The sequence below is a fragment of the Stenotrophomonas maltophilia genome (assembly GCF_001274595.1).
GTDB lineage: Bacteria > Pseudomonadota > Gammaproteobacteria > Xanthomonadales > Xanthomonadaceae > Stenotrophomonas > Stenotrophomonas forensis.
This window is the reverse complement of sequence record NZ_CP011010.1, coordinates 2,583,408-2,605,215: the sequence shown is the minus strand read 5'-3', so window position 1 is coordinate 2,605,215 and position 21,808 is coordinate 2,583,408. Positions and strand designations below refer to the sequence as shown.

Sequence of the window (21,808 nt, the reverse complement as noted above, 5' to 3'; positions counted from 1 at the left end):
ATATGGGGAGGCACTTATGACGGGGTCAAGGAGTGTGAGGCGGCACTTTCCATAGGACGCAGAGATGCAGTGGCGGCGCATCGGAACCTGTTCAGGCTGTTAGGGTCGAAGAGATACTTCGCATCGTCGTCCAGAAGTGGATCTGGACCCGGATTTGGATGGCGTTTGAATCGAGTGAATGTCATCGATACGATGAAAAGAGAGTCTCCACCCTGATTGCCGCTGCTTCGCTGGACTTTTTCATCGCCATGCACTGGTCCGCGGGGGTCTTGTGTGTCGGAGATGTCATAAGGATCCCGATACCAGTCAAAGACCCACTCATACCCATGGTCGATCATGTCATACAGACCCAGTGGGGTGGGCGGGTACTGACCAAGAGGAGTTGGACCGACCGTGTAGCCATGCTTGGAGGCATACGCTCGGAGCGTCTTGTAGTCGCCAACATTCCTTCCGTCGTCGACGCTGCCATCATCGGTGGGCCAGATCACGAACCGGCCCCGGTTACGCGCCGCGTATTCCCACTGCGCCTCTGTCGGCAGCTCCATCTTCCGCCCGATCAGTTTTCCTACCCATCCGCAGTACTGCTGCGCGGCCTCCCAGCTCACACCTACCGGTAGGTCGTCCGGTATGTTTCTGTACTCTAGGTCGAACGGGTACTGCGCCGTTCGGGGCTGGCCAGTCGCGTCGGTGTAGACATCGAAGTCGGCGTAGGTGATCTTCTTCGCACCGATCGCGTAGCTGCTCAGCGTTACCTCACGCAGTACGTCGTCGTCGCGCTCACCGCTGTAAGGCATCTTTGCACGCGGATCGATGGGGCCGAAATCACCCATGATGAAGGTGCCGCCTTCCACCTCCACAAGGTCTTTTTTGGTCTTTTGCGACAGTGCTTCGATGCGCGCTGTGAGCTCAGGTGAGTGCTTCTGGGGCGTTTTGACGGTCGAACCTTGGCACGCCGTCAGCAGAAGTGCTGTTGGCACAAGGGATTTCAGAAGGACGGGTCGAAGAGGCGGCATGAGAAGCACCGATCAGTTCTGGATGGACTGAATCAGCGTAACAACGCTGCCGCAAGGCGCGTGGCGGCTCCACGGCTCAGGCATGGCGCCAGGTGCAGCCGGGTACGGCTGGTCGCTGCGTAGATCAAGGGCTGCCGATGGGTAGCGCCAACCAAGGTTGGCGTCCATCGATATGTCCCGCTACGGGCGCAGCAGTTGCCAACCAAGGTTGGCATCTACCGGGAGCGGAAGTGCAATCCGACCCGCGCGCCACCGATCGGCGCGGTATCGATCACCAATGCCGCATCATGCCGCTGTGCGATCTCTGCCACGATCGCCAGCCCCAGGCCGCAGCCTTCGCCCTCGCTGCTGGCCCGGTAGAAACGTTCCGTGACACGCCCGCGCTCGGCCTCGGCGATGCCGGCGCCGTCGTCGTCCACCCACACCTGCACGCCTTCGGCGTTCTGCTGCAGGCCGAGCGTGATCACCCCGCGCACGCTGCCATAGCGCAGGGCATTGTCCAGCAGATTGCCAAGCGCTTCGCGCAGGAGTTGCGGATCCCCCTGGATCAACACGCCCTCGTCGGGGCCGTCGTAACCCAGGTCTACGCCTGCGGCCAACGCCCTGTCCGCATAGCGCTCCACCACGCCGCGCGCCAGCACCGCCAGATCCACCGGCCGCAGCGGCAACGCGCTGCCCTGCGGATCTTCGGAACGGCTCAGCATCAGCAGCTGGTTGACCAGGTGCTGCAGCCGCGCCAGTCCGCCCAGCGTGCCGGACAACGCCAGCTGCTGCGCCTGTGGATCATGCTGGCGCAGTGAACTCTCCAGTTCCACCTGCATCGCCGCCAGCGGCGTGCGCAGCTGATGCGCGGCATTGCTGACGAAGCGCCGTTGCGCGGCCTGCATCGCGTCCAGACGCTGCAGCAGCGCGTTATAGGCCTCCACCGCCGGCCACAGTTCGCGCGGCGCCTCCTGCGCGGGCTCCAACGGCGCCAGCGGGTCGGGGCGTGGGCTGGCCAAGCGGCGCGCCACCTGGTTGGCATGGCGTGCGGCGGCGCCGGTACCCGACCACGCCAGCCACGCGGCCAGCGCGAGGATCGCGGCCTGGAACGGGATGCTGGTCATCAGCAGCTTGCGCTCCAGCCGGTGGCGCTTGCGCAGCGTTTCGGCCACGCGTAGCCGGATGTCGTGGCCGGGTCCGGCGCTGACCACTACTTCGACCATGCGCACCGGCTGCCCACGTAGCCGTGCGTCGTAGTAGACGGCCTCGTCATCGCGTGCGGCGGCAACGGCAGGGCGCGGCAATGCTTCGGGCAGGTCACCGTACAAGCGTCCGCCCCCGGCATCGACCACTTCGCCATGCACTTCATCGGTGGTGTCCCAGGTGAACATGCGCGACACCGCTGGGGTGATCTCGATCGAGGCCCGCCCATCCTGCACCTCCACCAGTTCGGACAACGACATTGCCGAGTCCAGCAGCCAGCGGTCGTAGACCTGGCCGGCGTAGAAGCGCGCCAGTGCGAATGAACCCACCGCGCTGCACAACATCAGCACCAGCAGCGGCAGCCACAGGCGCCGCAGCAGCAGTCCGCGCAGGCTGTGCACGCGCTCAGTCACCGCCGGCCTCCAGCCGATAGCCGAGGCCGCGCAGCATGCGGATGCCAACGCCGGCACGCGCCTGTTCCAGCTTGCGGCGCAGGCGGCTGACATGCACTTCGATCACCGACAGGTTGGCCTCGTGGTCCCAGCTGTACAGCGCATCGAACAGGCGCTGCTTGGTGACGGTACGGCCGGGATGCTGCATCAGCGCCTCGACCAGCGCCAGCTCACGCGCGGTCAGTTCGACACGCTGGCCATCCACCTGCGCCTCGTTGCGGATGCTGTCGAAGCACAACCGGCCCAACCGCTTCTGCGCCGGTGCATCGCTGCGGCGGCGTGACAGAGCACGCAGCCGCGCTTCCAGCTCACCCAGTGCGAAAGGCTTGGCCAGGTAATCATCGCCACCGCGGTCCAGCCCCAGAATGCGATCGTCGACGCCATCGCGCGCGGTCAGGATCAATACCGGCAGGGTGACACCGTCGTTGCGCAACCGCGACAGCAGGTCGAGGCCATCGACATCGGGCAATGAGAGATCCAGCACCATCACGTCATATGGCGCACTGGCCAGCGCGGCCGGCGCATGCAGCCCGCGCGAGAGGTGGTCGCACAGGTGCCCGGCGCCCTGCAGGGCGCGGATCAGTCCATCGGCCAGGGCGGCATCGTCTTCGATCAGCAGGATTCGCATTGCAAGCTTCGTGCAAGGTTGGGGCAAGTTTGGCGCAAGTGCGTCACCTTACCGTGACGCGCATGAATTTCTCCCTTCGACTTGCGGCTGTGCTGGCCGCCCTCGTTTGCGCGCCCGCAGCTTCGGCGCTGTCCCTGGCTGACGCGCAGCGCGTCATGGAGGCGCACAACCCGGACCTGCGTGCGGCGGCACTGGAGCTGCGCGGCGTGCAGGGTGATGCGCAGACCGCCGCCCTGCGGCCCGCGGCCGAGCTGTCGATCGGCAGCAGCAAGATCAGCCCCAAGCATGGCATCGGCCCCGGCCGCTGGCAGGACAAGCGGGTGGACAGCACGCTGGGCCTGGGCTGGACCTGGGAGCGTGGTGGCAAGCGAGCGCTGCGCATCCGCCAGGCGGACGCGTTGCTGCAGGTGGCCGCGCTGGAAATGCTCGATACCCGACGCCGCCAGCAGGTGGCGCTGCACGAGGCCTATTTCGGCCTGAAGAGCGCGCAGGAGCAGGCGCAGATTGCCGAGGCCAACCGCCAGAGTTCGAACGAACAGATGGCGGCGGCGGACAAGCAGGTCGCAACCGGGGCGATGGCGCCGGTCGATCGTGCGCGGTTGGCGGTGGACGACCTTGCCGTGGCTGATGCCGCGCGCGAGGCGGTGCTGGATCTGCGCGACGCCCGGCACGCGTTGGGGCTGCTGCTCGGCAGCGATGACAGCAGCAGCCTCAGTGCCGACGACCCGTGGCCCGACACCCGCAGTGTGGCCGCCACGCGTGGGTTCGACCCGCAGCAGCGTGCCGATCTGCGTGCCGCACAGTCGCGCCTGGCCGCCGCCGATGCCGGTGTGGCGCTGGCCCGCAGCGAGCGCCATCGCGACATCCAGCTGGGCGTGGAGGCCGAGCGTGAGCCGACCGACATCAGTGGTGTCACCTGGGGGGTGTCGTTGACCATTCCGCTGGGTGGACCGTCGCGCGCACGCGGTGCCATCCAGCGCGCCGAAGCAGATCGTGACAGTGCGGCACTGGAACTGCAGGTGCTGCAGCGCGAAGCGCGCGCCGAACTGGACCAGCTGCAGGCCAGCGCACAGTCCGCCGCACAGCGCCGCACCGATTACGAAGGGCTGCAGTCCGATGCCGCGCGCAAGGCGCTGCAGGGCATCGAGCTGGCCTACCGCCGCGGTGCCGCCAGCCTGACCGACCTGCTGGATGCGCGCCGCAGCTGGCGCGACTTCGAGGCCGCGCTGATCGAGGCGCGTGCCGACCATGCCATTGCCTTGGCGCGCTGGGAAGCCGCCACATCCGTTACCGAAGGAGAGTCCCGATGAAGTCCACCGTCGCCCATCGCCCGCGCGCGCGCCCTGCGCTGCTGCCGGCGTTGCTGGCACTGGCCCTGCTCAGTGGCTGTGGCCGCGAGCCGGCGTCGTATGCCGAAGATGCGCCGCAGGTCAGTGCCGGCCAGATCCAGTTTCCGGCCGATAGCCGCCAACTGGACATGCTGCGCAGCGAGGCGGTGACCGCCGGTGCCAGTGCCAGCCTGCAGCTGCCGGGCCGTGTGGTCTGGGATGAGACCCGCTCCAGCGCATTGCGCACGCCGCTGCCGGGGCAGGTCGCGCGCATCGAGGCGCAGCCGGGCCAGCAGGTAAAGGCGGGCCAGGTCATCGCCTGGATCACTTCGCCGGAGTTCGGCCAGGCCCAGGCTGAGGGCGCACGCGGCCGCGCCGAGCTGCAGCAGGCGCGCAAGGAGCTGCAGCGCACCCGCGAGCTGCACGCCGCTGGCGTGGCGTCCGGGCGCGAGCTGGATGAGGCCGAGGCCAACTTCGCCGGCAGCCAGGCCGATCATGCGCGCGCAACCGCCTTCGCCAAGGCCTATGGCAACGGCCAGCACGTCGATCAACGCCTGCCGCTGCGTGCGCCCATCGATGGTCTGCTGGTGGAACGGCGGATGAGCCCGGGCATGTCGGTCAGCCCCGACAGCGAACAGCCGCTGGCGGTGATCGGCGATCCGGATCGCCTGTGGCTGCTGCTGGACATTCCCGAAAGCCTGGCCGGGCGATTGAAGGCCGGCATGCCGGTGAGCGTGCCCGGCGCCGATGGTAAACCCCTGCAGGCCACGCTGCAGCATGTGGATGACTTCGTCGACAGCGAGCGTCGCGTGGTACAGGCCCGCGCCGAGCTGGACAACCGCTCGCGTGGATTCAAGGCCGGGCAGTATGTGCGCGCACAGGTGGCGCTGCCGGCCGAGGGCGGCGTCTCGCTGCCCGATGCGGCGGTGCTGTTGATCAACGGCACGCAGGTGGTGTTCGTGGAGGAGGGCAAGGGCCGCTTCGTGCGCCACGCCGTGCATGCCGAAGAACTGGGCGATGGCCGCCTGTGGGTGCGTGAGGGCCTGGCGGCAGGCAGCAGGGTGGTGGTCGAAGGTGGCCTGCTGCTGCAGCAGCTGGTCGACAGTGCGCCGACGGCGGCCAGCAGCGGCACGGGGCACGCCGCCCCATGATCGATCGCCTGATTGCCTATTGCCTGCGCCAGCCACTGATGGTGATGCTGGCGCTGCTGCTGTTCATCGGCGCGGGCATCGCCGCGTTCCGCGTGCTGCCGGTGGAGGCCTTCCCGGACGTGTCCGACACCCAGGTGACGGTGGTCTCGCTGCACCCGGGCCGCGCCGCCGAAGAGGTGGAGCGCGAGGTGACGATGCCGCTGGAGGTGGCGCTGTCCGGCATTCCGCATTCGGTGCGGGTGTTCTCGCATACCCAGTTCGGCCTGTCGATGATCATCCTGACCTTCGATGACAAGGCCGATGACTATTTCGCGCGCCAGCAGGTGCTGGAACGCCTGCAGGGCGTGGAGCTTCCGGAAGGAGTGACGCCGGAGCTGGAGGCGATGAGCTCGGCGGTGGGCGAGATCTACCGCTACGTGCTGAAAGGCCCGCACCTGACCTCGACCCAGCTGCGCACCGTGCAGGAATGGACGATGGAGCGCAGCCTGCGCACCGTACCGGGCGTGGCCGATGTGATCAGCTTCGGCGGCTTCGCACGGACCTTCCAGGTCAAGCCGGACCTGGACAAGCTGCGCGACCGCGGCATCAGCCTCGGTGAGTTCGCCGAGGCCCTGGAGAAGGGCAGTTCGAATGCCGGCGGCGGTTACGTGGAGCGTGGCCAGCAGCAGTTCCTGATCCGCGGCGTGGGCCTGATGCGTTCGCCAGCCGACATCGGCAACGTGGTGGTCGGGCAGCGCGGCGGTACGCCGATCCTGGTACGTGACCTGGCCAGCATCGCCGACACCGGGCTGCCGCGGCAGGGCCTGGTCGGGCAGGATGACAACGACGATGCGGTGTTCGGCATGGTGCTGATGCGCAAGGGCGAGAATCCGTCCGACGTGCTCGACGCCTTGCATGCGCGCATCGCCGAGATCGAGGCGAACCAGTTGCCGGCCGGGGTCAGCATCGAGCCGTTCTACGACCGCTCCTGGCTGGTTTCGACCACGCTGAAAACGGTGTTCCGCAACCTGCTGGAAGGCGCCGTGCTGGTGTTCCTGGTGCTGTGGCTGTTCCTGTACAACGCCCGCGCGGCGCTGATCGTGGCGGCGATGATGCCGCTGGCCCTGCTGTCGACCTTCCTCGGCCTGCACCTGTGGGGCGTGCCGGCCAACCTGCTGTCGTTGGGGGCGATGGACTTCGGCATCATCATCGACGGTGCGGTGATCGTCACCGAGCACATCGTCTCGCGGCTGTCGAAGCTGCCCCCCACGGCAGACAGGAAGACGCGCTTCTCGACCATCCTTTCAGCGGCATCGGAAGTGGGCCGGCCGACGTTCTTCTCGATGATGATCATCATCGCCGCGCATATCCCGATCTTCACCCTGCAGCGCCAGGAAGGCCGCATGTTCGCGCCGATGGCCTATTCGGTGACCTCGGCGTTGATCGGTGCGTTGATCCTGGCGCTGACCGTGGTGCCGCTGTTCTGCTACTGGTGGCTGCGGCGCGACCGCATGCGCGACGGCAATCCGCTGATGGACCGCCTGACCGGGTGGTACAAGCCGGTGCTGGAGCGTGCGCTGGCCCGCCCGCGCGCGGTGGTGCTGACCGCGGCGGCGTTGCTGGTCGGCACGCTGGCGCTTGGCACCCGGCTGGGCTCGGAGTTCCTGCCCGAGCTGGACGAAGGTTCGATCTGGTTGACCGCCACGCTCGACCCCAGCACCAGCCTGGCCGAGGCGCAGCAGCAGTCGCGGCGCATCCGCGAACTGGTCGGCACGTTCCCGCAGGTATCGACGGTGGTGGCCAAGCTGGGGCGCCCGGAAGATGGTTCCGACGCCAAGGGTGCCAACCAGATCGAGGCGTTGGTGGCATTGAAGCCGGAGAAGGAATGGCCGAAGGGCGTGGACAAGCGGCAGCTGGTGAGCGACCTGCAGCGCACGCTGGAGCAGCGCATACCAGGGCCGGAATTCTCGATCTCGCAGCCGGTGCGCGACAACATCCTGGAGAGCATTTCGCAGATCAAGGGCCAGGTGGTGATCAAGGTCAGCGGTTCGGACCTGGACGTGTTGAACCGGCAGGCCCAGGCGATCCTCGGCCAGGTGCGCAGCGTGGACGGCGTGGAGAGCGCCTTCATCGACCGCGACGGCGCGTTGCCGCAGCTGCAGATCGAGATCGATCGTGACCGGGCCGCGCGTTATGGCCTGAATGTGCGCGACATCGACGAAGTGATCGAGACCGCACTGGGTGGGCGCCAGGTCGGCGAGCTGTGGGAGGGCGACCGCAGGTTCCCGATCACGCTGCGGCTGGACGACGCCGACCGCGACCTGCAACGGCTGCGCACGGTGCCGGTGGGCATCGGTGACGGCCACGCGGTGACGCTGTACGATGTGGCCGAGTTCCGCATGGCCAGCGGCGCGATCAACATCTCGCGCGAGAACGCGCAGCGGGTGAAGGCGGTCAGCATATTCATCGCCGGGCGCGACATGGGCAGCGTGGTGGCCGACATGCGCAAGCGCGTGGATGCCAGCGTGCAGCTGCCGGAGGGCTACCGGCTGGAGTGGTCCGGTGAGTTCGAGAACCAGCAGCGCGCGATGAAGCGGCTGGGCTGGGTGATTCCGCTGTCGGTGCTGCTGATCTTCGTGCTGCTGTTCGATGCCTTCAAGGACATCAGCAGTGCGGCGCTGATCCTGGCCAACGTGCCACTGGCGATGATCGGCGGCATCCTGGCGCTGTGGCTGACCGGCATTCCGTTGTCGGTGTCGGCGGCGATCGGCTTCATTGCATTGTTCGGGCAAGCCGTGTTGAACGGGGTGGTGATGCTCAGTCGCTTCGCCCAGTTGCGCGAACAGGGCATGGACCTGCTGCAGTCTGTGGTGCAGGGTTCGCTGCAGCGCCTGCGCACGGTGCTGATGACCGCGCTGCTGGCGATGTTCGGCCTGCTGCCGATGGCAACCTCGCACGCGATCGGTGCCGAGACCCAGAAGCCGCTGGCGGTGGTGGTGATCGGCGGCCTGCTGTCGGCGATGCTGCTGACCCTGCTGGTGCTGCCCACGCTGTACTACTGGGTGCACCGCCGCCGCGAGGCGCGGTAGGTGCCAGCCCTGGTTGGCGCGTGCGGAACGCCCACCAAGGTGGGCGGCTACCCGGTGTGCCGTGCCCTGGTGGATGCCAACCTTGGTTGGCATGCGCCAAGGCGGCCACCCAGCGGGCGACGAACAGCGTGCCGTGATCTGGTAGATGCCAACCTTGGTTGGCATGCGCCAAGGCGGCCACCCAGCGGGCGACGAACAGCGTGCCGTGCTCTGGTAGATGCCGACCTTGGTTGGCATGCGCCAAGGCGGCCACCCGGCGGGCGACGAACAGCGTGCCGTACCCGGGTAGATGCCAACCTTGGTTGGCATGCAGCACCGGCCCACGGCGGACAATCGTGCATAATCAACCCACACCATCCGGATAGCCGAACAATGGACCGCTTTACGGCCATGCGCGCCTTCGTCCGTATCGTCGAGCGCCGCAGTTTCACCCGCGCCTCCGAGGACCTTGGCCTGCCACGGGCCACGGTGACCGACGCGATCAAGGCGCTGGAACAGCGCTTGGGGGTGCGCCTGTTGAACCGGACCACGCGGCTGGTGGTACCGACCCTGGAGGGTGAAGCCTTCTACGGTCGTTGCCTGCGCCTGATCGCCGACATGGACGACGCCGAGGCGGCGTTCCGTGACGTGCCACCGCGTGGCCCGCTGCGCATCGAGGTGCATGGCACGCTGGGCCGGCATCTGCTGTTTCCGCACCTGCCGGATTTCCTGCAGCGCTACCCCGACATCGAGCTGGACGTCAGCGAGGGAGACCGCTATGTCGACCTGCTGCGCGAAGGCGTGGATGCGGCCGTGCGGGTCGGCACGCTGGCCGACAGCGACCTGGCGGCGCGACGGCTGACGCTGCTGCGCGAGGTCACCGTGGCCTCGCCGGGCTATGTGCAGGCCCGGGGCCTGCCCGTGGATATCGACTCGCTGAAGAACGGCCACGACATGATCGGCTATCGCTCCAGCGCCACTGGCCAGCTGATTCCCCTGGAGTTCCAGCAGGACGGGCAGGTCTGCTACGTGCCGCTGCCGGCACGGGTGCTGGTGTCCGGTGCGGATGCGTTCCTCGGCGCCGCGCTGGCAGGGCTGGGCATCATCCAGGCACCGCGTTACCGCATGGATCCGTACATTGCGCGGGGCGAGTTGGTCGAACTGCTGCCGCAGATGCCGCCAACGCCGAGCCCGCTGAACCTGGTCTACCCGCGCAACCGCACGCCCTCGCCGCGGTTGCGGGTGTTCATCGACTGGGTGGCGGCGCTGTTCGAGCGGACGCCGTAGTGCCGGCCGCTGCGCTCGGCAGCAGCAGTTCGAACACGGTGCCGGTTTCATCCGAGGCGACGCCGACGCTGCCGCCATGGGCCTGGGCGATGGCGCGGGTGATCGCCAGGCCCAGCCCGGCGCCTTCATGGCGGCTGCGCTCGCCACGGTAGAAGCGGTCGAACAGGCGCGGCAGCGCTTCGGCGGCAATCGGCGTGCCGATGTTGTGCACGCTGATCCTGCACCGGCCAGCCCCCTGTTCCAGCCGTACCCGCACCTCGCTTCCCGCGCGGGCGTGCTTCAACGCATTGGACAACAGGTTGGCGATCGCACGGTGCAGCATCAACGGGTTGCCATCGACGCGCGCGATACCGTCGCGGCGCAGCGTCAACTGCCGGTCCTCGGCCAGCAGCCCGTAGAACTCCAGCAGCGAGTCCACCACCGCATCCAGCGCCACCGGCTCGCGCGAAGGCAGTACACCGGGTGTCTCGGTCTGCGCCAGGTACAGCAGGTCACCCACGGTCTGCGCCAGCTGCTGCAGCTCTTCCGCACAGGAGGCCAGCGTCTCCCGATAAGCCTCGCTGCTGCGTGGATGGGCCAGTACGACCTGCACCTGGGTCAGCATGTTGGTGATGGGCGTGCGCAGTTCATGGGCAAGGTCGCCGCTGAACTCGGTGAGGCGCGCGAAATCCTGCTGCAGCCGGGCCAGCATGCCGTTGAGGGCCTGCGCCAGCTGCTCCAGCTCGGCCGGCGCCCGGCGTGCACTCAAGCGCCGCTGCAGGCGCCCGGCGGTGATCTCGCGGGCGTCATCGGCCAGCGTGCGCAGGGGGCGCAGCGTGCGCTGCACCACGTAGCCGCCGAGCAGGCTGCTGGCCACCGCCGCGGCGACGATCGCAATGGCGAGCAGATGGCGGAAGCGCTGCAGGAACGCGGTATGGCGGGCATCGTCGATGGCCAGCAGGGTGACCAGCTGGCTGCCGTCTGCCAGGGTCTGGCGCAGGTGCAGGGCATGCATGCAGCGGCCATCGGCAAGCGTCCAGTCATGCCGGCGCGGTACCGTATCGACGGGTTGGCGGCGGGCATGTTCGCGCAGCAGCGGCGGTGCGGTGGAGAACAGCACGCGGCCGCGATCATCGGCGATATGGAAGGCGATGTCGGGATGATGGCCGAGCGCGGCGGCCAGCCGTTGCGCGCGTGCCGATGCCGGCCCGCGGGAGGCCAGGTCGTTGATCAGCGCGACCTTGTTCTCCAGCTCGGTGAAATCCTGCGCGACCAGATCGTGACGGGCGCTGACATATATCGCGACGCCCAGCGCCGCCAGCACCAGTGTGGCCACGGTGGCGAACAGCACCGTCAACCGCACCGCCATGGAACGGCGCAGGCTCATCCGTCGCGCGCAGCACCGTCCTCCGGCGCCTCCAGCACATAGCCCATGCCACGCACGGTCACGATCAGCTTGGCGTCGAACGCGTCGTCGATCTTCGCGCGCAGGCGGCGGATGGCCACATCGATCACATTGGTGTCGCTGTCGAAGTTCATGTCCCACACCTGCGAGGCGATCAGCGAGCGGGGCAGCACTTCACCCTGGCGGCGCGCCAGCAGCTCCAGCAGGGTGTATTCCTTCTGGCTGAGCGCGATGCGCTGGCCGGCCCGCTCCACCCGGCGCCGCAGCGTATCGACCACCAGATCGGCGATGACGATGCGCTCGGCCTGCGGCAACGCCTGGCCTCGGCGCAGCAGGGTGCGCACGCGCGCGAGCAGCTCGGCGAAGGCAAAGGGCTTGGCCAGGTAGTCGTCGGCGCCCAGCTCCAGTCCGTGCACCCGGTCGGCGATGCTGCTGCGTGCGGTAAGGAACAGCACCGGCAGCGGCCAGCCGTCCGCGCGCAGCCGCGACAGCACGTTCCAGCCGTCCAGCCCGGGCAGCATCACGTCGAGGATGACCAGCTGGTACTCGCCGGTGCCGGCCAGATGCAGTCCATCGACACCATTGCAGGCCAGGTCGACCACGTAGCCGGCTTCGATCAGGCCCTGGCGCAGGTAGTTGCCGGTCTTGGGTTCGTCTTCGACGATCAGCAGTTTCATGGTGCGCCCATCATCGCAGCTTGCGCCTGCATCGGGCCGGGCCGCTCATGCCAGCGGATCCAATGTGCCCGGCACCGCCACGCAGGCCAGCACCAGCAGCACCAGCACCGACTCGCAGGCCAGGCTGTGGCGCAGGGCGCGCAGTGGGCGCGGCTGCCAGCCGCCGCGGATGGACACCGCCAGCGCGGGTACCAGCCGCCAGCGATGCAATGCGGCCAGCGCCAGCATGCCGCCCACCAGCGCCAGCTTGAGCAGCAGCCAGCGTCCATGTGTGGTGCCGGCCAGGGTCTGCACCGATCCCCCAAGATCGACATAGGTATAGGTGCCGGTCATCGCCAGCGTCGCGACGATGAGCGTGCCGGGCAGGGCGAAGCCGTGCGCCGCCCGCCACAGTGCATGGGTACGCTCGCGCAGGCCCACGCCCTGCGGGCGCAGCGCCAGTTGCAGCAGGGCGGCGATCGCGCCCACCCAGGCGCCCGCGGCCAGCAGATGCGCGATGCCGGCGATCAGCCGCAGCGTGCCGCCGGGGCCGTCACCGGCGGCGGCATGGCCGTTCCAGGCCAGGCTGGCCAACGCGACCGCCGACAGCAGCATCAGCGCGGCACGCCATCGGCCCTGCAATGGGCGGTTGATCGCCAGCAGCGGCAGCATCGCCAGCAGGGTCGCACCCCGCAGCAGGCCTGCCTGGCCCACCGGCGTTCCGGTGAGGAACCAGTGTGCGGTCGCGCCGTCGATGTCGGTTGGCGCGATGCCGAGCACGCCGGAAAGCCGGGTCAGCGCGTCGACGGCCACCAGCAGCAGCGCGATGAAGGTCATTGCCAGCAAGGGGCCGCGCGGCAGCACCGGACGCACGAACAGCGTGCGCCCGAACAGCAGCATCAGCGCCACATACAGTGCCAGCCTCAGCCCGTACGGCGAGAGCTCGACCACAAGCGCGGCCTTACTTCACGGTAAAGCGGTAGGTGCCGGTGACCGGATGGCTGTCCTGGCCGACTGCGCGCCATTGCAGTGCGTAACGGCCTGCGGGCAGCGGCTTGCCGAACCGCGCGCGCAGGGTGTGGCCGTCTTCGGAGACCTCCTGCGCGGTGGTCGGCATGGCCATCTTCATGCGGCCGTGGTCCATGCTCAGCTCGATGCGGGTGGCACGCGGCATCACCTTCTCACTGAACTGCAGCTCGATCTGGCTGGCCGGGGCCACGCTGGCATCGGCGGCCGGCGTGGCCCGCACCAGGCTGGGATGGGCCAGCGCCAGCGGCGCGATGGCGAGGCCGGCCAGCATCAGCATGAGCGGGGCGGGACGCAGCAGGGAACGGATCATTGCGGAGCACCTGTGGGGAATGAGGCCCTCAGGGTGGAGGCCGGCACCTTTCGATGGCCTGACCTGGACATTACCGGTCCGTAAGGTTGGCCGGTGCTGCACGGCGGCGATCCGGATCACCCGCTGCGCGCCTGCCCGATCCAGGCCGAGGGCGAACAGCCAAGCACACGGCGGAAGGCCGCGCTGAACTTGCTGGGGTTGGCGTATCCGCTGGCCAGCGCAACGTCGGTGACGGTGCGGCCCTGCGCCAGCGCGGCGCCGGCCCGCTGCATGCGGTGCCGGGTCAGGAATGCATACGGTGGCAGCCCGGTGGCGGCGCGCAGGGCACGGCCGAAGCTGGACGGCTGCATCTGCACTGCGGCAGCCAGCTCGGTGACGGTCAGCGGCTGGCCCTGCTGTGCATCGATGTAGTCCTTCAGCTGCAGCAGCCGTTGTGCCGACAGGGGTGTGGCGGTGCCGCCCACCTCGCGCCGTTGGCCGGCAAGCTGGCCCAGGCGATGCAGCAGCACCTGCGCGCCGTGTTCGAGAAAACCGGGCAGGCACGCACCGGCCTGCGCGCTGCACCACAGCGCCTGTAGCACCGAGGCCACCACCGGGTCGTGGTGAAGCCGCGCCGCCAGCGGTTGCAGGTGCTGCAGCGTGGGCGCGTCATGTGGGTACGCGTGGGTGTCGATGGCAATGCCGAGCACGTCGACGGCGGGGCTGGCGTAGGTGCCGCTGTCGCCAGGCAGGACCAGGTTGAACTGGCCCGGTCGCCACGGGGCCTGCAGCACGCCGGTGAGCGTGCGCTGATGCAACCACCCTCCGCCGGCCATGGCCATGCCCAGGCGCAGTTGCCGCGGATGGCCCATCTCGCCTTCGCTGGCCTCGAAGCGGTGGCGCAGCAGGACCACCGCCCCGTCCGGGCTGACGTGGGCGGCCGCAGGCTGGGGGCCGGTTTCGCGCAGCAGCTGGTCGGCGAGGGCGGGCATCACGGATCCGGAAATGGAGCGGCGCTGCCGCGAATGGAGTGGCGGGATGGCGCGAATGTTACAGGATAACACTCTTGACCCGCGCTGCCGCCGCCCGCGCGTCCGCCTTTCCATCCGTTGAGGTCTGTCCGTTGAAGTCGTCCACGCCTGCTGCCGCCCTTGTTGCGGCATCCCTGCTCATTCCTGCCATGCCCGCGCTTGCCCAGCAGGCCGACCCGGCCACGCTTGACGGTGTCCGTGTCACCGGCTCCAAGCGCGATACCCCGTACCTGAAGAGCGACCTGTCGGTCACCGTGCTTGATCGGCAGGCGCTGAAAGAGGCCGGTGTCACCGAGTTCCGTGACCTCGACAAGCTCGCCCCGAACGTGAAGTTCAATGCGATGGGCCAGCTGAGCAACATGTTCATCTCGATCCGCGGCATCGAGTCCAACCCGTTCCTGGTCAACCGAGCATCGGTCTACATCGATGGCATTCCGTTCCGTGAACTGAGCAATGCCGTGCTCAACCAGGTCGAGTCGGTGGAGGTGCTGCGCGGGCCGCAGGGCACGCTGTACGGGGCCAACAGCGAGTCCGGCCTGGTGCTGGTGCGCACGCGCGGTCCGGCCGATGCGCGCGAAGGCGAACTCAATGTGCGCAGTACCTGGTTCGGCAATGGCAACGGCACGGCGCTGGATGGCTTCCTGGCCGGCCCGTTGAGCCACGATGGCCGCCTGTCCGGCTCGGTGGCGTTCATGGGCTCGGACGAGGATGCCTACCTGAAGAACCTCACACCCTCCGGTGCGCGCGGAAAGGTGGGCGAGGGCTACATGCAGGGCAAGCTGCGCTGGCGGCCGAGCGACTACGTTTCGGTGAATGCACTGGCCTACCATCTGCGCACCCGCGCGCCGGGCATGTTCGAGTACGAGTACCTGCCGCTGGATACCGGCCTGTACAACCGCACCTACGGCAGCTCGCTCAACGGCGGCCGTCGTGCCGGTGATTTCACCTACATCAATGACGCACCCAAGCGCACCGCGAAAGATGAGTCGGTGGCGGGCCTGAGCGCGCAATGGCAGCTGCAGGCCGGCACGCTGGACGTGGCCGCCTCCTGGCGGAACGAGGAAGTGACCTCGGCCGGCTACGACTTCGACATGACCCAGAGCCCGGCACTGGCAGGCCGCATCTACGACCGGAAGAACGAATGGACGGCCGAGGCGCGCTTCAGTTCGCCCAGTGACCAGGCGCTGACCTGGATGGCCGGTGTGTCCACCTACCGCAACAGCAAGGATTCGATCCTGGGTACGTTCGTCGGTCCTGCGCTGCGTGGGCTGGACAGCTACAACCTGGCGCCGCGGCAGACCTCGAAGGGGGAGGACTACAGTGTGTTCGCCACCGCCAGCTACACCTTCCCGTCGCTTCCACAACTGACCGCAAGTGCGGGCCTGCGCCATGAGCAGGCGCGGCGTTCCACCGAGCAGCGTGCCGGTGCGCTGGACCTCGGCGCCGGCGGCCGCGTGCTGTACCGCGATGCCGCGCTGGCGCATACCTTCTCGGCCACGCTGCCGCGGGTGTCACTGCGCTACGACGCCACCGACGACCTGTCGTTCTATGCGGCCTCGGCCAAGGGCTACATTCCGGGCGGCTTCAACCTGGCCGCAGCGCAGAGCGATGTGGTCAACGACAAGGTGCTGCGCTATGAGTCCGAGCGCATGTGGAGCCATGAGCTGGGCTTCAAGATGAACCTGGCCGGCGGCCGTGGCCACATCGGCGGTGCGCTGTTCCACATCACCTCGGACAACTGGCAGGAGATCCAGGTGGCCACCGATGCCAACGGCCGCCCGATCTCGTCGGACTACGTGGGCTCGGATGCGTCGATCCGTTCGCGCGGCGCGGAACTTGAAGGCGTGTTCGAGGTGATGCCCGGCTTCACCCTGATGGCCAATGTGGGCTATGTCGATGCCAAGTACACCAGGCTGTGGGTCAGCGTCGACCAGAACCTGGACGGCAAGCGGGTCAAGCTGACCCCGCATTACACCGGCTATCTGGCGGCGCGCTACCAGTTCGAGTCTGGCCTTTACGCGCGGCTGGAGTCGCAGTTCACCGGTTCCAGCGCGCTGGACGAGCGCAACCGCGCGTTCCAGCCGGCCGTCGCGGTGCTGGGCGTGCAGCTGGGCTATGAGCGCGGGCCGTGGAGCACACGCGTGTTCGTACAGAACCTTACCAACAAGCGCCGCATCAACGGCCTGATCTTCGACAACCTGGCGTTCGGCCGCGACGGCAACTACTACGGCCCGGTCGACAGCCCGCGCATCTTTGGTGCGGAAGTCGGCTATCGCTTCTGAGGTGGCGGGGCACGCGCCGGCCAGCGGCCGGCACTACCGGTGGTGGTGCGGCGCAGACGGCCCGCGCTTCCAACGGACGGTAGTGCCGGCCGCTGGCCGGCATCTTCGGAACGCTACCGGTGCTGGTGCAGTGCGCGCCTGTTGCCAATATGCGCACAGGCCAGCAGCACGCCACCACAGGCCGTTGCCACCCCATGCCACAGCAGCGATTCCTTCAGCGGCAGGTACAGCGACGCCGACAGCAGCAGGCCGGCGCCCACGCAGGCCAGCCGCAGCGGCCACCTGCGACCATGCCGGCGCAGCCCCGCCGTGGTGCTGGCCAGCGCCAGCGCCGAGGCCACCAGCGCGAACAGCCACTCCCAGCGCGACATCATCAGCAGCAGCGTCATCGCGCCATGGCCGGGGTGCTGGAACGAGCGCAGCGCCATCATCGCGGCCGGCACGAACGCCAGCAGCAATGGCAGGGCGACGCAATGGGCGGCGCAGGCCAGCGACAGCCAGGCACCGGCCAGATCGAGGCGGGGATGCCAGCGTGCCGAAGCTGGCGGCTGGGCCAGGGCCCTTGCGGGCATCGAGGGGATATGGTCCATAATGTTACATAGTAACAATTGGAGTCTCCCCCATGAAGCTTCCCGCTGCTTTTTTCCTGCTGCTGGCTGCCAGCGCCGCGCAGGCCCATGACGTCCGCCAGCTCGGTGCGCACGTGCACGGCCAGGCCACTGTTGATCTCGCGCTCGATCAGGGCGTGCTGGAACTGGCCCTGCAGGCGCCGGGTATCGGCATCCTCGATTTCGAGCGACCGCCGGCCAACGCCGCTGAGCGGGCTTCGCTGGCACGCGCCACCGCGGTGCTGAAGAGTGGCAGCTGGGTAACGCTGCCGACGGCGGCGCATTGCCGGCTGGCCCGCAGCGATGCCAGCGCCGAGGGCTTCGATGCGACCGCCGCGGCACCGGCTGCCGGGCAGCACCGTCACGCCGGCTTCAGCGCCAACCTGCAGTACCGCTGTGCCAATCCCGCGGCGTTGCGCGCCCTGGTGATGCGCCTGCCAGCCGTGTTCCCAGGCCTGCACGAGGTCATCGTCAACACCGCAACCGATCGTGGCCAGGGCCGCAGCGTGCTGACCGCCACCCAGCTGCGCGTGGTACTGGCGCCGTGAGCAGCGCTGCGCTGATCAGGCTGGATGAGGTGCAGTTCGGCTATGGCCTGCGCCTGGTGCTGGACATTCCGCAGCTGTGGATCGAGCAGGGCAGCAGCGTGCTGCTGCGTGGGATCAGTGGTGGCGGCAAGAGTACGCTGCTGGGTCTGTTGGCCGGGGTGCTGCTGCCTGGCAAGGGCCGCGTCGAGGTGGCCGGGCAGGCGTTGCAGGCGATGCGAGGCGCCCGCCGCGACCGCTTCCGCGCCGACCACCTGGGCGTGATCTTCCAGCAGTTCAACCTGCTGCCGTTCCTCAGTGTGCGCGACAACGTTGCGTTGGGCCTGCGCTTCTCGCGCCTGCGCAGCGAGCGCATCAGCGGGCCGCTGGACGCCGAGATCGCGCGCCTGCTGGGCGCCCTGCAACTGGACCCGGCGCTGATGCAGCGGCGCGCGGGCACTCTGAGTGTCGGCCAGCAGCAGCGCGTGGCGGCCGCACGTGCGCTGATCGGCCGGCCGGCGGTGCTGCTGGCCGATGAACCGACCTCGGCGCTGGACCGGGAGGCCGCCACGGCCTTCCTGCAGTTGATGTCCGCACAATGCCAGGCGGCCGGCACCACCGTGGTGGTGGTCAGCCATGATGATGGTCTGCAGCCGCTGTTCGACCGCACGATTGCCCTGGCGGAGATCAACCATGCAGGTGGCGCCCATGCTTGAGCTTGCCTGGGCCAGCCTGCGCAGCCGCGCGTTGAGCGTTGGCCTCACCGTACTGGTGATCACCCTCAGCGTGGTGCTGTTGCTGGGCGTTGAACGCGTGCGCGCACAGGCGCACGAGGGCTTCGCCAGCACGGTGTCGGGTACCGACCTGATCGTCGGTGCGCGTTCGGGGCCGGTGAACCTGCTGCTGTATTCGGTGTTCCATATCGGTGACCCAACCAACAACGTGTCCTGGCAGTCCTACCAGGAGCTGTCGGCGCTGCCGCAGGTGAAGTGGGCGGTGCCGCTGTCACTGGGTGACTCCTGGCGTGGCTACCGCGTGGTCGGCACCAGTGGCGGCTACTTCGATCACTATCGTTACGGCGCCGGTCACGCGCTGGCGTTCGCGCAGGGGCGGCCGTTCGACGATCTGTACGATGCGGTGATCGGGGCCGAAGTGGCCGCTGCGCAGCGGGTCGGCCTCGGCGATGAGATCGTGCTGGCCCACGGCACCGGTGCGGTTACGCTGGCCACCCATGCCGACAAGCCGTTCCGCGTCGCCGGCATCCTGCAGCGTACCGGTACGCCGGTGGATTCATCGGTACTGGTCTCGCTGCCGGCCATCGAGGCGATCCATGTGGATTGGCGCTCGGGTGTGCAGCTGCGCAGCCAAAGCGTCAGCGCCGAGCAGGCGCGTCACCTGGATCTGACCCCGACCAGCATCACGGCGTTCATGCTTGGCCTGAACTCGCGCATCGCCACCTTCTCGGTGCAGCGCAGGATCAACGAGTACCCGGACGAGGCGATGCTGGCGATCCTGCCGGGCGTGACCCTGCAGCAGTTGTGGCAGTCGCTGGGCACGGCCGAACGTGCCCTGCAGCTGATCAGCGCGATGGTGGTGCTGCTGGGCATGGTGTCGCTGGTGGCGCTGCTGGTTTCGACCCTGCAGGAACGGCGGCGCGAGATGGCCGTACTGCGTGCGATCGGTGCGCGGCCGGGTTACATCGCCGCCCTGCTGGTGGTTGAAGCGGTGGCGACCAGCGCGGTCGCCTGCGTGCTCGCGCTGGCGGTGCTGGCCGTGGCCAGCCTGGCGGGCCGCGCGTGGGCGCTGACCAGCTTCGGGCTGTCGATCACCCATGTCTGGCCGGACGGCCGCGAGCTGGCCTGGGCCGCAGGCGTGCTGGTGATCAGCGCGGCGGCCGGGCTGGTGCCGGCGCTGCTGGCCTATCGGCGCACGCTGGCCGATGGCCTGTCGCCGGGAGGCTGAGCATGCGCTGCTTGTGGATGTTGCCGATGCTGCTGTCCCTGGCTGCCTGCGAGCGGCCGGTGGATAGCGGCGTGCAGGCGCTGCCGCCGTCGCCGGTGATCGACCGCAGTGGCGCCGTGGCTGCGGGCACGGCTGAAGAACAGGAGCTGGACTGGCTGCAGATGATGCCTGGTGATGAGCTGGCCGCGCTGGAGCGGGGCGAGGGCCCCGAGGTCGAGCACAACGGCAACCGGCGCATGCCGCAGTTCGGCACCTTCCGCACCGTGGACGCGGTACTGGAACGACCGGTGCGCCTGCCGGGCTACGTGGTGCCGCTGGCCAACGCGCAGGATGGGCGCCTGACCGAGTTCCTGTTCGTGCCGTATTACGGCGCCTGCATCCACGTGCCGCCGCCACCGCCCAACCAGATCGTGCACGTGGTGCTGCCACGCCCGATCGACATGCCGGACATGTATTCGCCGTTCTTCCTGGCCGGCACCCTGCGCGCGGAGCGGCTGGACGACGACCTGGCCGGCTCTGCCTACACCATGCGCGATGCGCACCTGAGGCCCTATGAACCGTGAGCACGTCGCCATGCTGGTGGGCTGCCTGTGCCTGGCTGGCTGTACGCAGCCGGTGCCGAACGCCGCACCTGTCAGCACCGCGCAGACCACGCATTCCGCGCAGCCAACGGTGGCCGATGCCCCCATCAACCGTTGGGACGCGCTGCGGCCCGATGAGGTGACCTATCAGCGGCCGCCGCCGCAGATCGGCCTGTCACGCAATGGCATGGACGGCGTGGGCGGTTTGATCGACGACACCGGTTCCGGCACACCGCCGGGGCAGGAGATCGACCATTCCAGCCCCGACCGCGCCAGGCAGTTCGGCTCGTCGCAGGTGGTCGATGCCGCCGATGGCCGTGCCGTGGATCTGGACGGCTACGTGGTGCCGTTGGGCACCAACGATGCCGGGCTGGTCGACGAACTGCTGTTCGTGCCGTTCTACGGCGCGTGCATCCATGTGCCGCCACCACCGCCGAACCAGATCATCCATGTGACCCTGGCCTCGCCAATCGCGCTGGGCGACCTGTGGGACCCGTACCGGCTTGCGGGACGCCTGCAGGTGAAGCGCTTCGATGCGGATATCGCCAGCGCGTCCTACGATGCCGCAGCGGCAACGCTGACCGCGATCCATAACTGATGCGTGCGCGCTGGCTCATCGTTGCGGGCGTGCTGGTGAGCGGCGTGGTCTTGGCCGTGTGGTGGCAGCGGCGTGCCGCGGTCTCCGAGCCACCGGCGATTGCGTTCCCGGCGCCCGCAGCGGACGCGCGCCAGCGCATCGAACAGCGCATGATCGAGGAACCGGCCTTTCGCAACGACGTGCTGTTCCTGTTGGCGGCCACGCTGCGTGATCGCTGCCAGCCGGCACAGGCGGGGCTGTTGGCGCGCATGGCCAATCGCGCATCGTTGCCGGTGCTGGCGGCGGTCAGCGCGGTGACCCAGCAGGATCCCACGCTCGACCGGCCGATCTACCAGTACATCCAGCATCGCGCCGATGCCCTGCGCTGTGGCCAGCCGTTGCAGATGCCGCTGGCGGCGGGCCGCAGCATGGACGTGGACATCGAGCAGTACGCGCGCACCTTCCCCGACAGTTACTTCGATCCGCAGCGCAGCAGTGAACCGCGTGACTTCGCTGGCCTGTCGTTGCAGCAGCGTGCGGGCAATGCCTGCAACAGCGTGGTGTATTCGGTGCTGCCGCTGGGCGGCACCGATTGGCGCTGCAGCAGCCTGCGCGCCAACGCACGTGCACGGGTGCGCGGCCTGTGCGAGGACGAACTGCGCCGCCAGCACGGCGGCATCGGCGGCGAGCTGGACATGGCCGTGGGGCAGGGCATGCAGGCGGCCGTGGTGTCCGCGATGGCCGCATTGCCGGAAGACTGCCGGTGAGTGTTTACCCGTAGAGCCAGGCCCTGC

20 protein-coding genes are annotated in these 21,808 nt (G+C 68.4%); 11 read left to right on the top strand and 9 right to left on the bottom strand.

What is annotated here, in order from left to right:
• Positions 1-14 precede the first annotated feature (14 nt).
• From VN11_RS11990 to VN11_RS11980, 3 genes are all read right to left on the bottom strand, one after another.
• Complete coding sequence (locus VN11_RS11990; RefSeq protein ID WP_238581798.1) at positions 15-977, bottom strand: formylglycine-generating enzyme family protein; 963 nt, start codon at positions 975-977, stop codon at positions 15-17.
• A gap of 251 nt (positions 978-1,228) precedes the next feature.
• On the bottom strand, positions 1,229-2,611 hold the full coding sequence (locus VN11_RS11985) for a sensor histidine kinase (protein WP_053449889.1): 1,383 nt from the start codon (positions 2,609-2,611) through the stop codon (positions 1,229-1,231).
• Entirely contained in the window at positions 2,604-3,278 is a 675-nt protein-coding gene (locus VN11_RS11980) for a response regulator (RefSeq protein WP_053449888.1), read from the bottom strand. Before VN11_RS11980 ends, VN11_RS11985 begins: the two co-directional genes overlap by 8 nt.
• 62 nt (positions 3,279-3,340) lie before the next feature.
• Between VN11_RS11980 and VN11_RS11975 the strand changes: the two genes are divergently transcribed.
• The 4 genes from VN11_RS11975 (at position 3,341) to VN11_RS11960 (ending at position 10,091) form a co-directional block, all read left to right on the top strand.
• A complete protein-coding gene (locus VN11_RS11975) occupies positions 3,341-4,588 on the top strand; it encodes a TolC family protein (protein WP_053449887.1) in 1,248 nt (415 codons plus the stop codon).
• Positions 4,585-5,757 (top strand): efflux RND transporter periplasmic adaptor subunit, encoded by a 1,173-nt coding sequence (locus VN11_RS11970; protein WP_053449886.1) that lies wholly within the window; start codon positions 4,585-4,587, stop codon positions 5,755-5,757. The genes VN11_RS11975 and VN11_RS11970 overlap by 4 nt, the downstream gene beginning before the upstream one ends.
• Positions 5,754-8,825 carry an efflux RND transporter permease subunit gene (locus tag VN11_RS11965; RefSeq protein ID WP_053449885.1) on the top strand — a complete coding sequence of 1,024 codons (3,072 nt, stop codon included), beginning with the start codon at positions 5,754-5,756 and terminating at the stop codon, positions 8,823-8,825. The genes VN11_RS11970 and VN11_RS11965 overlap by 4 nt, the downstream gene beginning before the upstream one ends.
• Before the next feature lie 372 nt (positions 8,826-9,197).
• Positions 9,198-10,091 carry a LysR family transcriptional regulator gene (locus tag VN11_RS11960; protein ID WP_053449884.1) on the top strand — a complete coding sequence of 298 codons (894 nt, stop codon included), beginning with the start codon at positions 9,198-9,200 and terminating at the stop codon, positions 10,089-10,091.
• Here the strand turns inward: VN11_RS11960 and VN11_RS11955 are convergent.
• The 5 genes from VN11_RS11955 to VN11_RS11935 all read right to left on the bottom strand — a co-directional run bounded on the left by VN11_RS11955 (position 10,051) and on the right by VN11_RS11935 (position 14,441).
• Positions 10,051-11,457: a heavy metal sensor histidine kinase gene (locus VN11_RS11955; RefSeq protein WP_053449883.1), complete on the bottom strand. Its 1,407-nt coding sequence runs from the start codon at positions 11,455-11,457 to the stop codon at positions 10,051-10,053. The genes VN11_RS11960 and VN11_RS11955 overlap by 41 nt on opposite strands.
• The gene (locus VN11_RS11950; protein ID WP_053449882.1) at positions 11,454-12,152 is read right to left on the bottom strand and encodes a heavy metal response regulator transcription factor; all 699 of its coding nucleotides are present in this window, start codon (positions 12,150-12,152) and stop codon (positions 11,454-11,456) included. Before VN11_RS11950 ends, VN11_RS11955 begins: the two co-directional genes overlap by 4 nt.
• A gap of 45 nt (positions 12,153-12,197) precedes the next feature.
• Complete coding sequence (copD, locus tag VN11_RS11945; RefSeq protein WP_053449881.1) at positions 12,198-13,082, bottom strand: copper homeostasis membrane protein CopD; 885 nt, start codon at positions 13,080-13,082, stop codon at positions 12,198-12,200.
• Positions 13,083-13,092: 10 nt separating this feature from the next.
• Positions 13,093-13,470 carry a copper homeostasis periplasmic binding protein CopC gene (copC, locus tag VN11_RS11940; protein WP_053449880.1) on the bottom strand — a complete coding sequence of 126 codons (378 nt, stop codon included), beginning with the start codon at positions 13,468-13,470 and terminating at the stop codon, positions 13,093-13,095.
• A 116-nt stretch (positions 13,471-13,586) separates the two neighbouring features.
• Positions 13,587-14,441 carry a helix-turn-helix transcriptional regulator gene (locus VN11_RS11935; RefSeq protein ID WP_053449879.1) on the bottom strand — a complete coding sequence of 285 codons (855 nt, stop codon included), beginning with the start codon at positions 14,439-14,441 and terminating at the stop codon, positions 13,587-13,589.
• Positions 14,442-14,629: 188 nt separating this feature from the next.
• On the opposite strand from VN11_RS11935, the gene VN11_RS11930 reads away from it, so the two are divergent.
• The gene (locus VN11_RS11930) at positions 14,630-16,762 is read left to right on the top strand and encodes a TonB-dependent receptor (protein WP_053449878.1); all 2,133 of its coding nucleotides are present in this window, start codon (positions 14,630-14,632) and stop codon (positions 16,760-16,762) included.
• A 113-nt stretch (positions 16,763-16,875) separates the two neighbouring features.
• On the opposite strand, the gene VN11_RS11925 is transcribed toward VN11_RS11930, so the two are convergent.
• Positions 16,876-17,352, bottom strand: coding sequence for a MerC domain-containing protein (locus VN11_RS11925; protein ID WP_053449877.1), 477 nt, complete (start codon positions 17,350-17,352; stop codon positions 16,876-16,878).
• Between the two features lie 32 nt (positions 17,353-17,384).
• Here VN11_RS11925 and VN11_RS11920 point away from each other — a divergent pair, with 32 nt between their 5' ends.
• Genes VN11_RS11920 through VN11_RS11895 form a run of 6 tightly spaced genes read left to right on the top strand, consistent with a single transcriptional unit; the run spans position 17,385 to position 21,781 of the window.
• The gene (locus VN11_RS11920) at positions 17,385-17,918 is read left to right on the top strand and encodes a ZrgA family zinc uptake protein (protein ID WP_053449876.1); all 534 of its coding nucleotides are present in this window, start codon (positions 17,385-17,387) and stop codon (positions 17,916-17,918) included.
• The gene (locus VN11_RS11915) at positions 17,915-18,610 is read left to right on the top strand and encodes an ATP-binding cassette domain-containing protein (RefSeq protein ID WP_053449875.1); all 696 of its coding nucleotides are present in this window, start codon (positions 17,915-17,917) and stop codon (positions 18,608-18,610) included. Before VN11_RS11920 ends, VN11_RS11915 begins: the two co-directional genes overlap by 4 nt.
• Positions 18,603-19,856 (top strand): ABC transporter permease, encoded by a 1,254-nt coding sequence (locus VN11_RS11910; RefSeq protein WP_053451318.1) that lies wholly within the window; start codon positions 18,603-18,605, stop codon positions 19,854-19,856. The genes VN11_RS11915 and VN11_RS11910 overlap by 8 nt, the downstream gene beginning before the upstream one ends.
• Before the next feature lie 2 nt (positions 19,857-19,858).
• Positions 19,859-20,419, top strand: coding sequence for a DUF3299 domain-containing protein (locus tag VN11_RS11905; RefSeq protein ID WP_053449874.1), 561 nt, complete (start codon positions 19,859-19,861; stop codon positions 20,417-20,419).
• Positions 20,409-21,035 (top strand): DUF3299 domain-containing protein, encoded by a 627-nt coding sequence (locus VN11_RS11900; RefSeq protein ID WP_053449873.1) that lies wholly within the window; start codon positions 20,409-20,411, stop codon positions 21,033-21,035. Before VN11_RS11905 ends, VN11_RS11900 begins: the two co-directional genes overlap by 11 nt.
• The gene (locus VN11_RS11895) at positions 21,035-21,781 is read left to right on the top strand and encodes a hypothetical protein (RefSeq protein ID WP_053449872.1); all 747 of its coding nucleotides are present in this window, start codon (positions 21,035-21,037) and stop codon (positions 21,779-21,781) included. Before VN11_RS11900 ends, VN11_RS11895 begins: the two co-directional genes overlap by 1 nt.
• Positions 21,782-21,808: the final 27 nt, after the last annotated feature.

Excerpts from the sequence above, each read along its gene's own strand:
- VN11_RS11905 (WP_053449874.1), top strand. The coding sequence starts at position 19,859 with ATGCGCTGCTTGTGGATGTTGCCGATGCTGCTGTCCCTGGCTGCCTGC.
- copC (WP_053449880.1), bottom strand. The coding sequence starts at position 13,470 with ATGATCCGTTCCCTGCTGCGTCCCGCCCCGCTCATGCTGATGCTGGCC.
- VN11_RS11900 (WP_053449873.1), top strand. The coding sequence starts at position 20,409 with ATGAACCGTGAGCACGTCGCCATGCTGGTGGGCTGCCTGTGCCTGGCT.
- VN11_RS11970 (WP_053449886.1), top strand. The coding sequence starts at position 4,585 with ATGAAGTCCACCGTCGCCCATCGCCCGCGCGCGCGCCCTGCGCTGCTG.
- VN11_RS11960 (WP_053449884.1), top strand. The coding sequence starts at position 9,198 with ATGGACCGCTTTACGGCCATGCGCGCCTTCGTCCGTATCGTCGAGCGC.
- VN11_RS11935 (WP_053449879.1), bottom strand. The coding sequence starts at position 14,441 with ATGCCCGCCCTCGCCGACCAGCTGCTGCGCGAAACCGGCCCCCAGCCT.
- VN11_RS11930 (WP_053449878.1), top strand. The coding sequence starts at position 14,630 with ATGCCCGCGCTTGCCCAGCAGGCCGACCCGGCCACGCTTGACGGTGTC.
- VN11_RS11975 (WP_053449887.1), top strand. The coding sequence starts at position 3,341 with ATGAATTTCTCCCTTCGACTTGCGGCTGTGCTGGCCGCCCTCGTTTGC.
- VN11_RS11955 (WP_053449883.1), bottom strand. The coding sequence starts at position 11,457 with ATGAGCCTGCGCCGTTCCATGGCGGTGCGGTTGACGGTGCTGTTCGCC.
- VN11_RS11925 (WP_053449877.1), bottom strand. The coding sequence starts at position 17,352 with ATGGACCATATCCCCTCGATGCCCGCAAGGGCCCTGGCCCAGCCGCCA.
- VN11_RS11980 (WP_053449888.1), bottom strand. The coding sequence starts at position 3,278 with ATGCGAATCCTGCTGATCGAAGACGATGCCGCCCTGGCCGATGGACTG.
- VN11_RS11910 (WP_053451318.1), top strand. The coding sequence starts at position 18,603 with ATGCTTGAGCTTGCCTGGGCCAGCCTGCGCAGCCGCGCGTTGAGCGTT.
- VN11_RS11950 (WP_053449882.1), bottom strand. The coding sequence starts at position 12,152 with ATGAAACTGCTGATCGTCGAAGACGAACCCAAGACCGGCAACTACCTG.
- VN11_RS11965 (WP_053449885.1), top strand. The coding sequence starts at position 5,754 with ATGATCGATCGCCTGATTGCCTATTGCCTGCGCCAGCCACTGATGGTG.
- VN11_RS11895 (WP_053449872.1), top strand. The coding sequence starts at position 21,035 with ATGCGTGCGCGCTGGCTCATCGTTGCGGGCGTGCTGGTGAGCGGCGTG.
- VN11_RS11920 (WP_053449876.1), top strand. The coding sequence starts at position 17,385 with ATGAAGCTTCCCGCTGCTTTTTTCCTGCTGCTGGCTGCCAGCGCCGCG.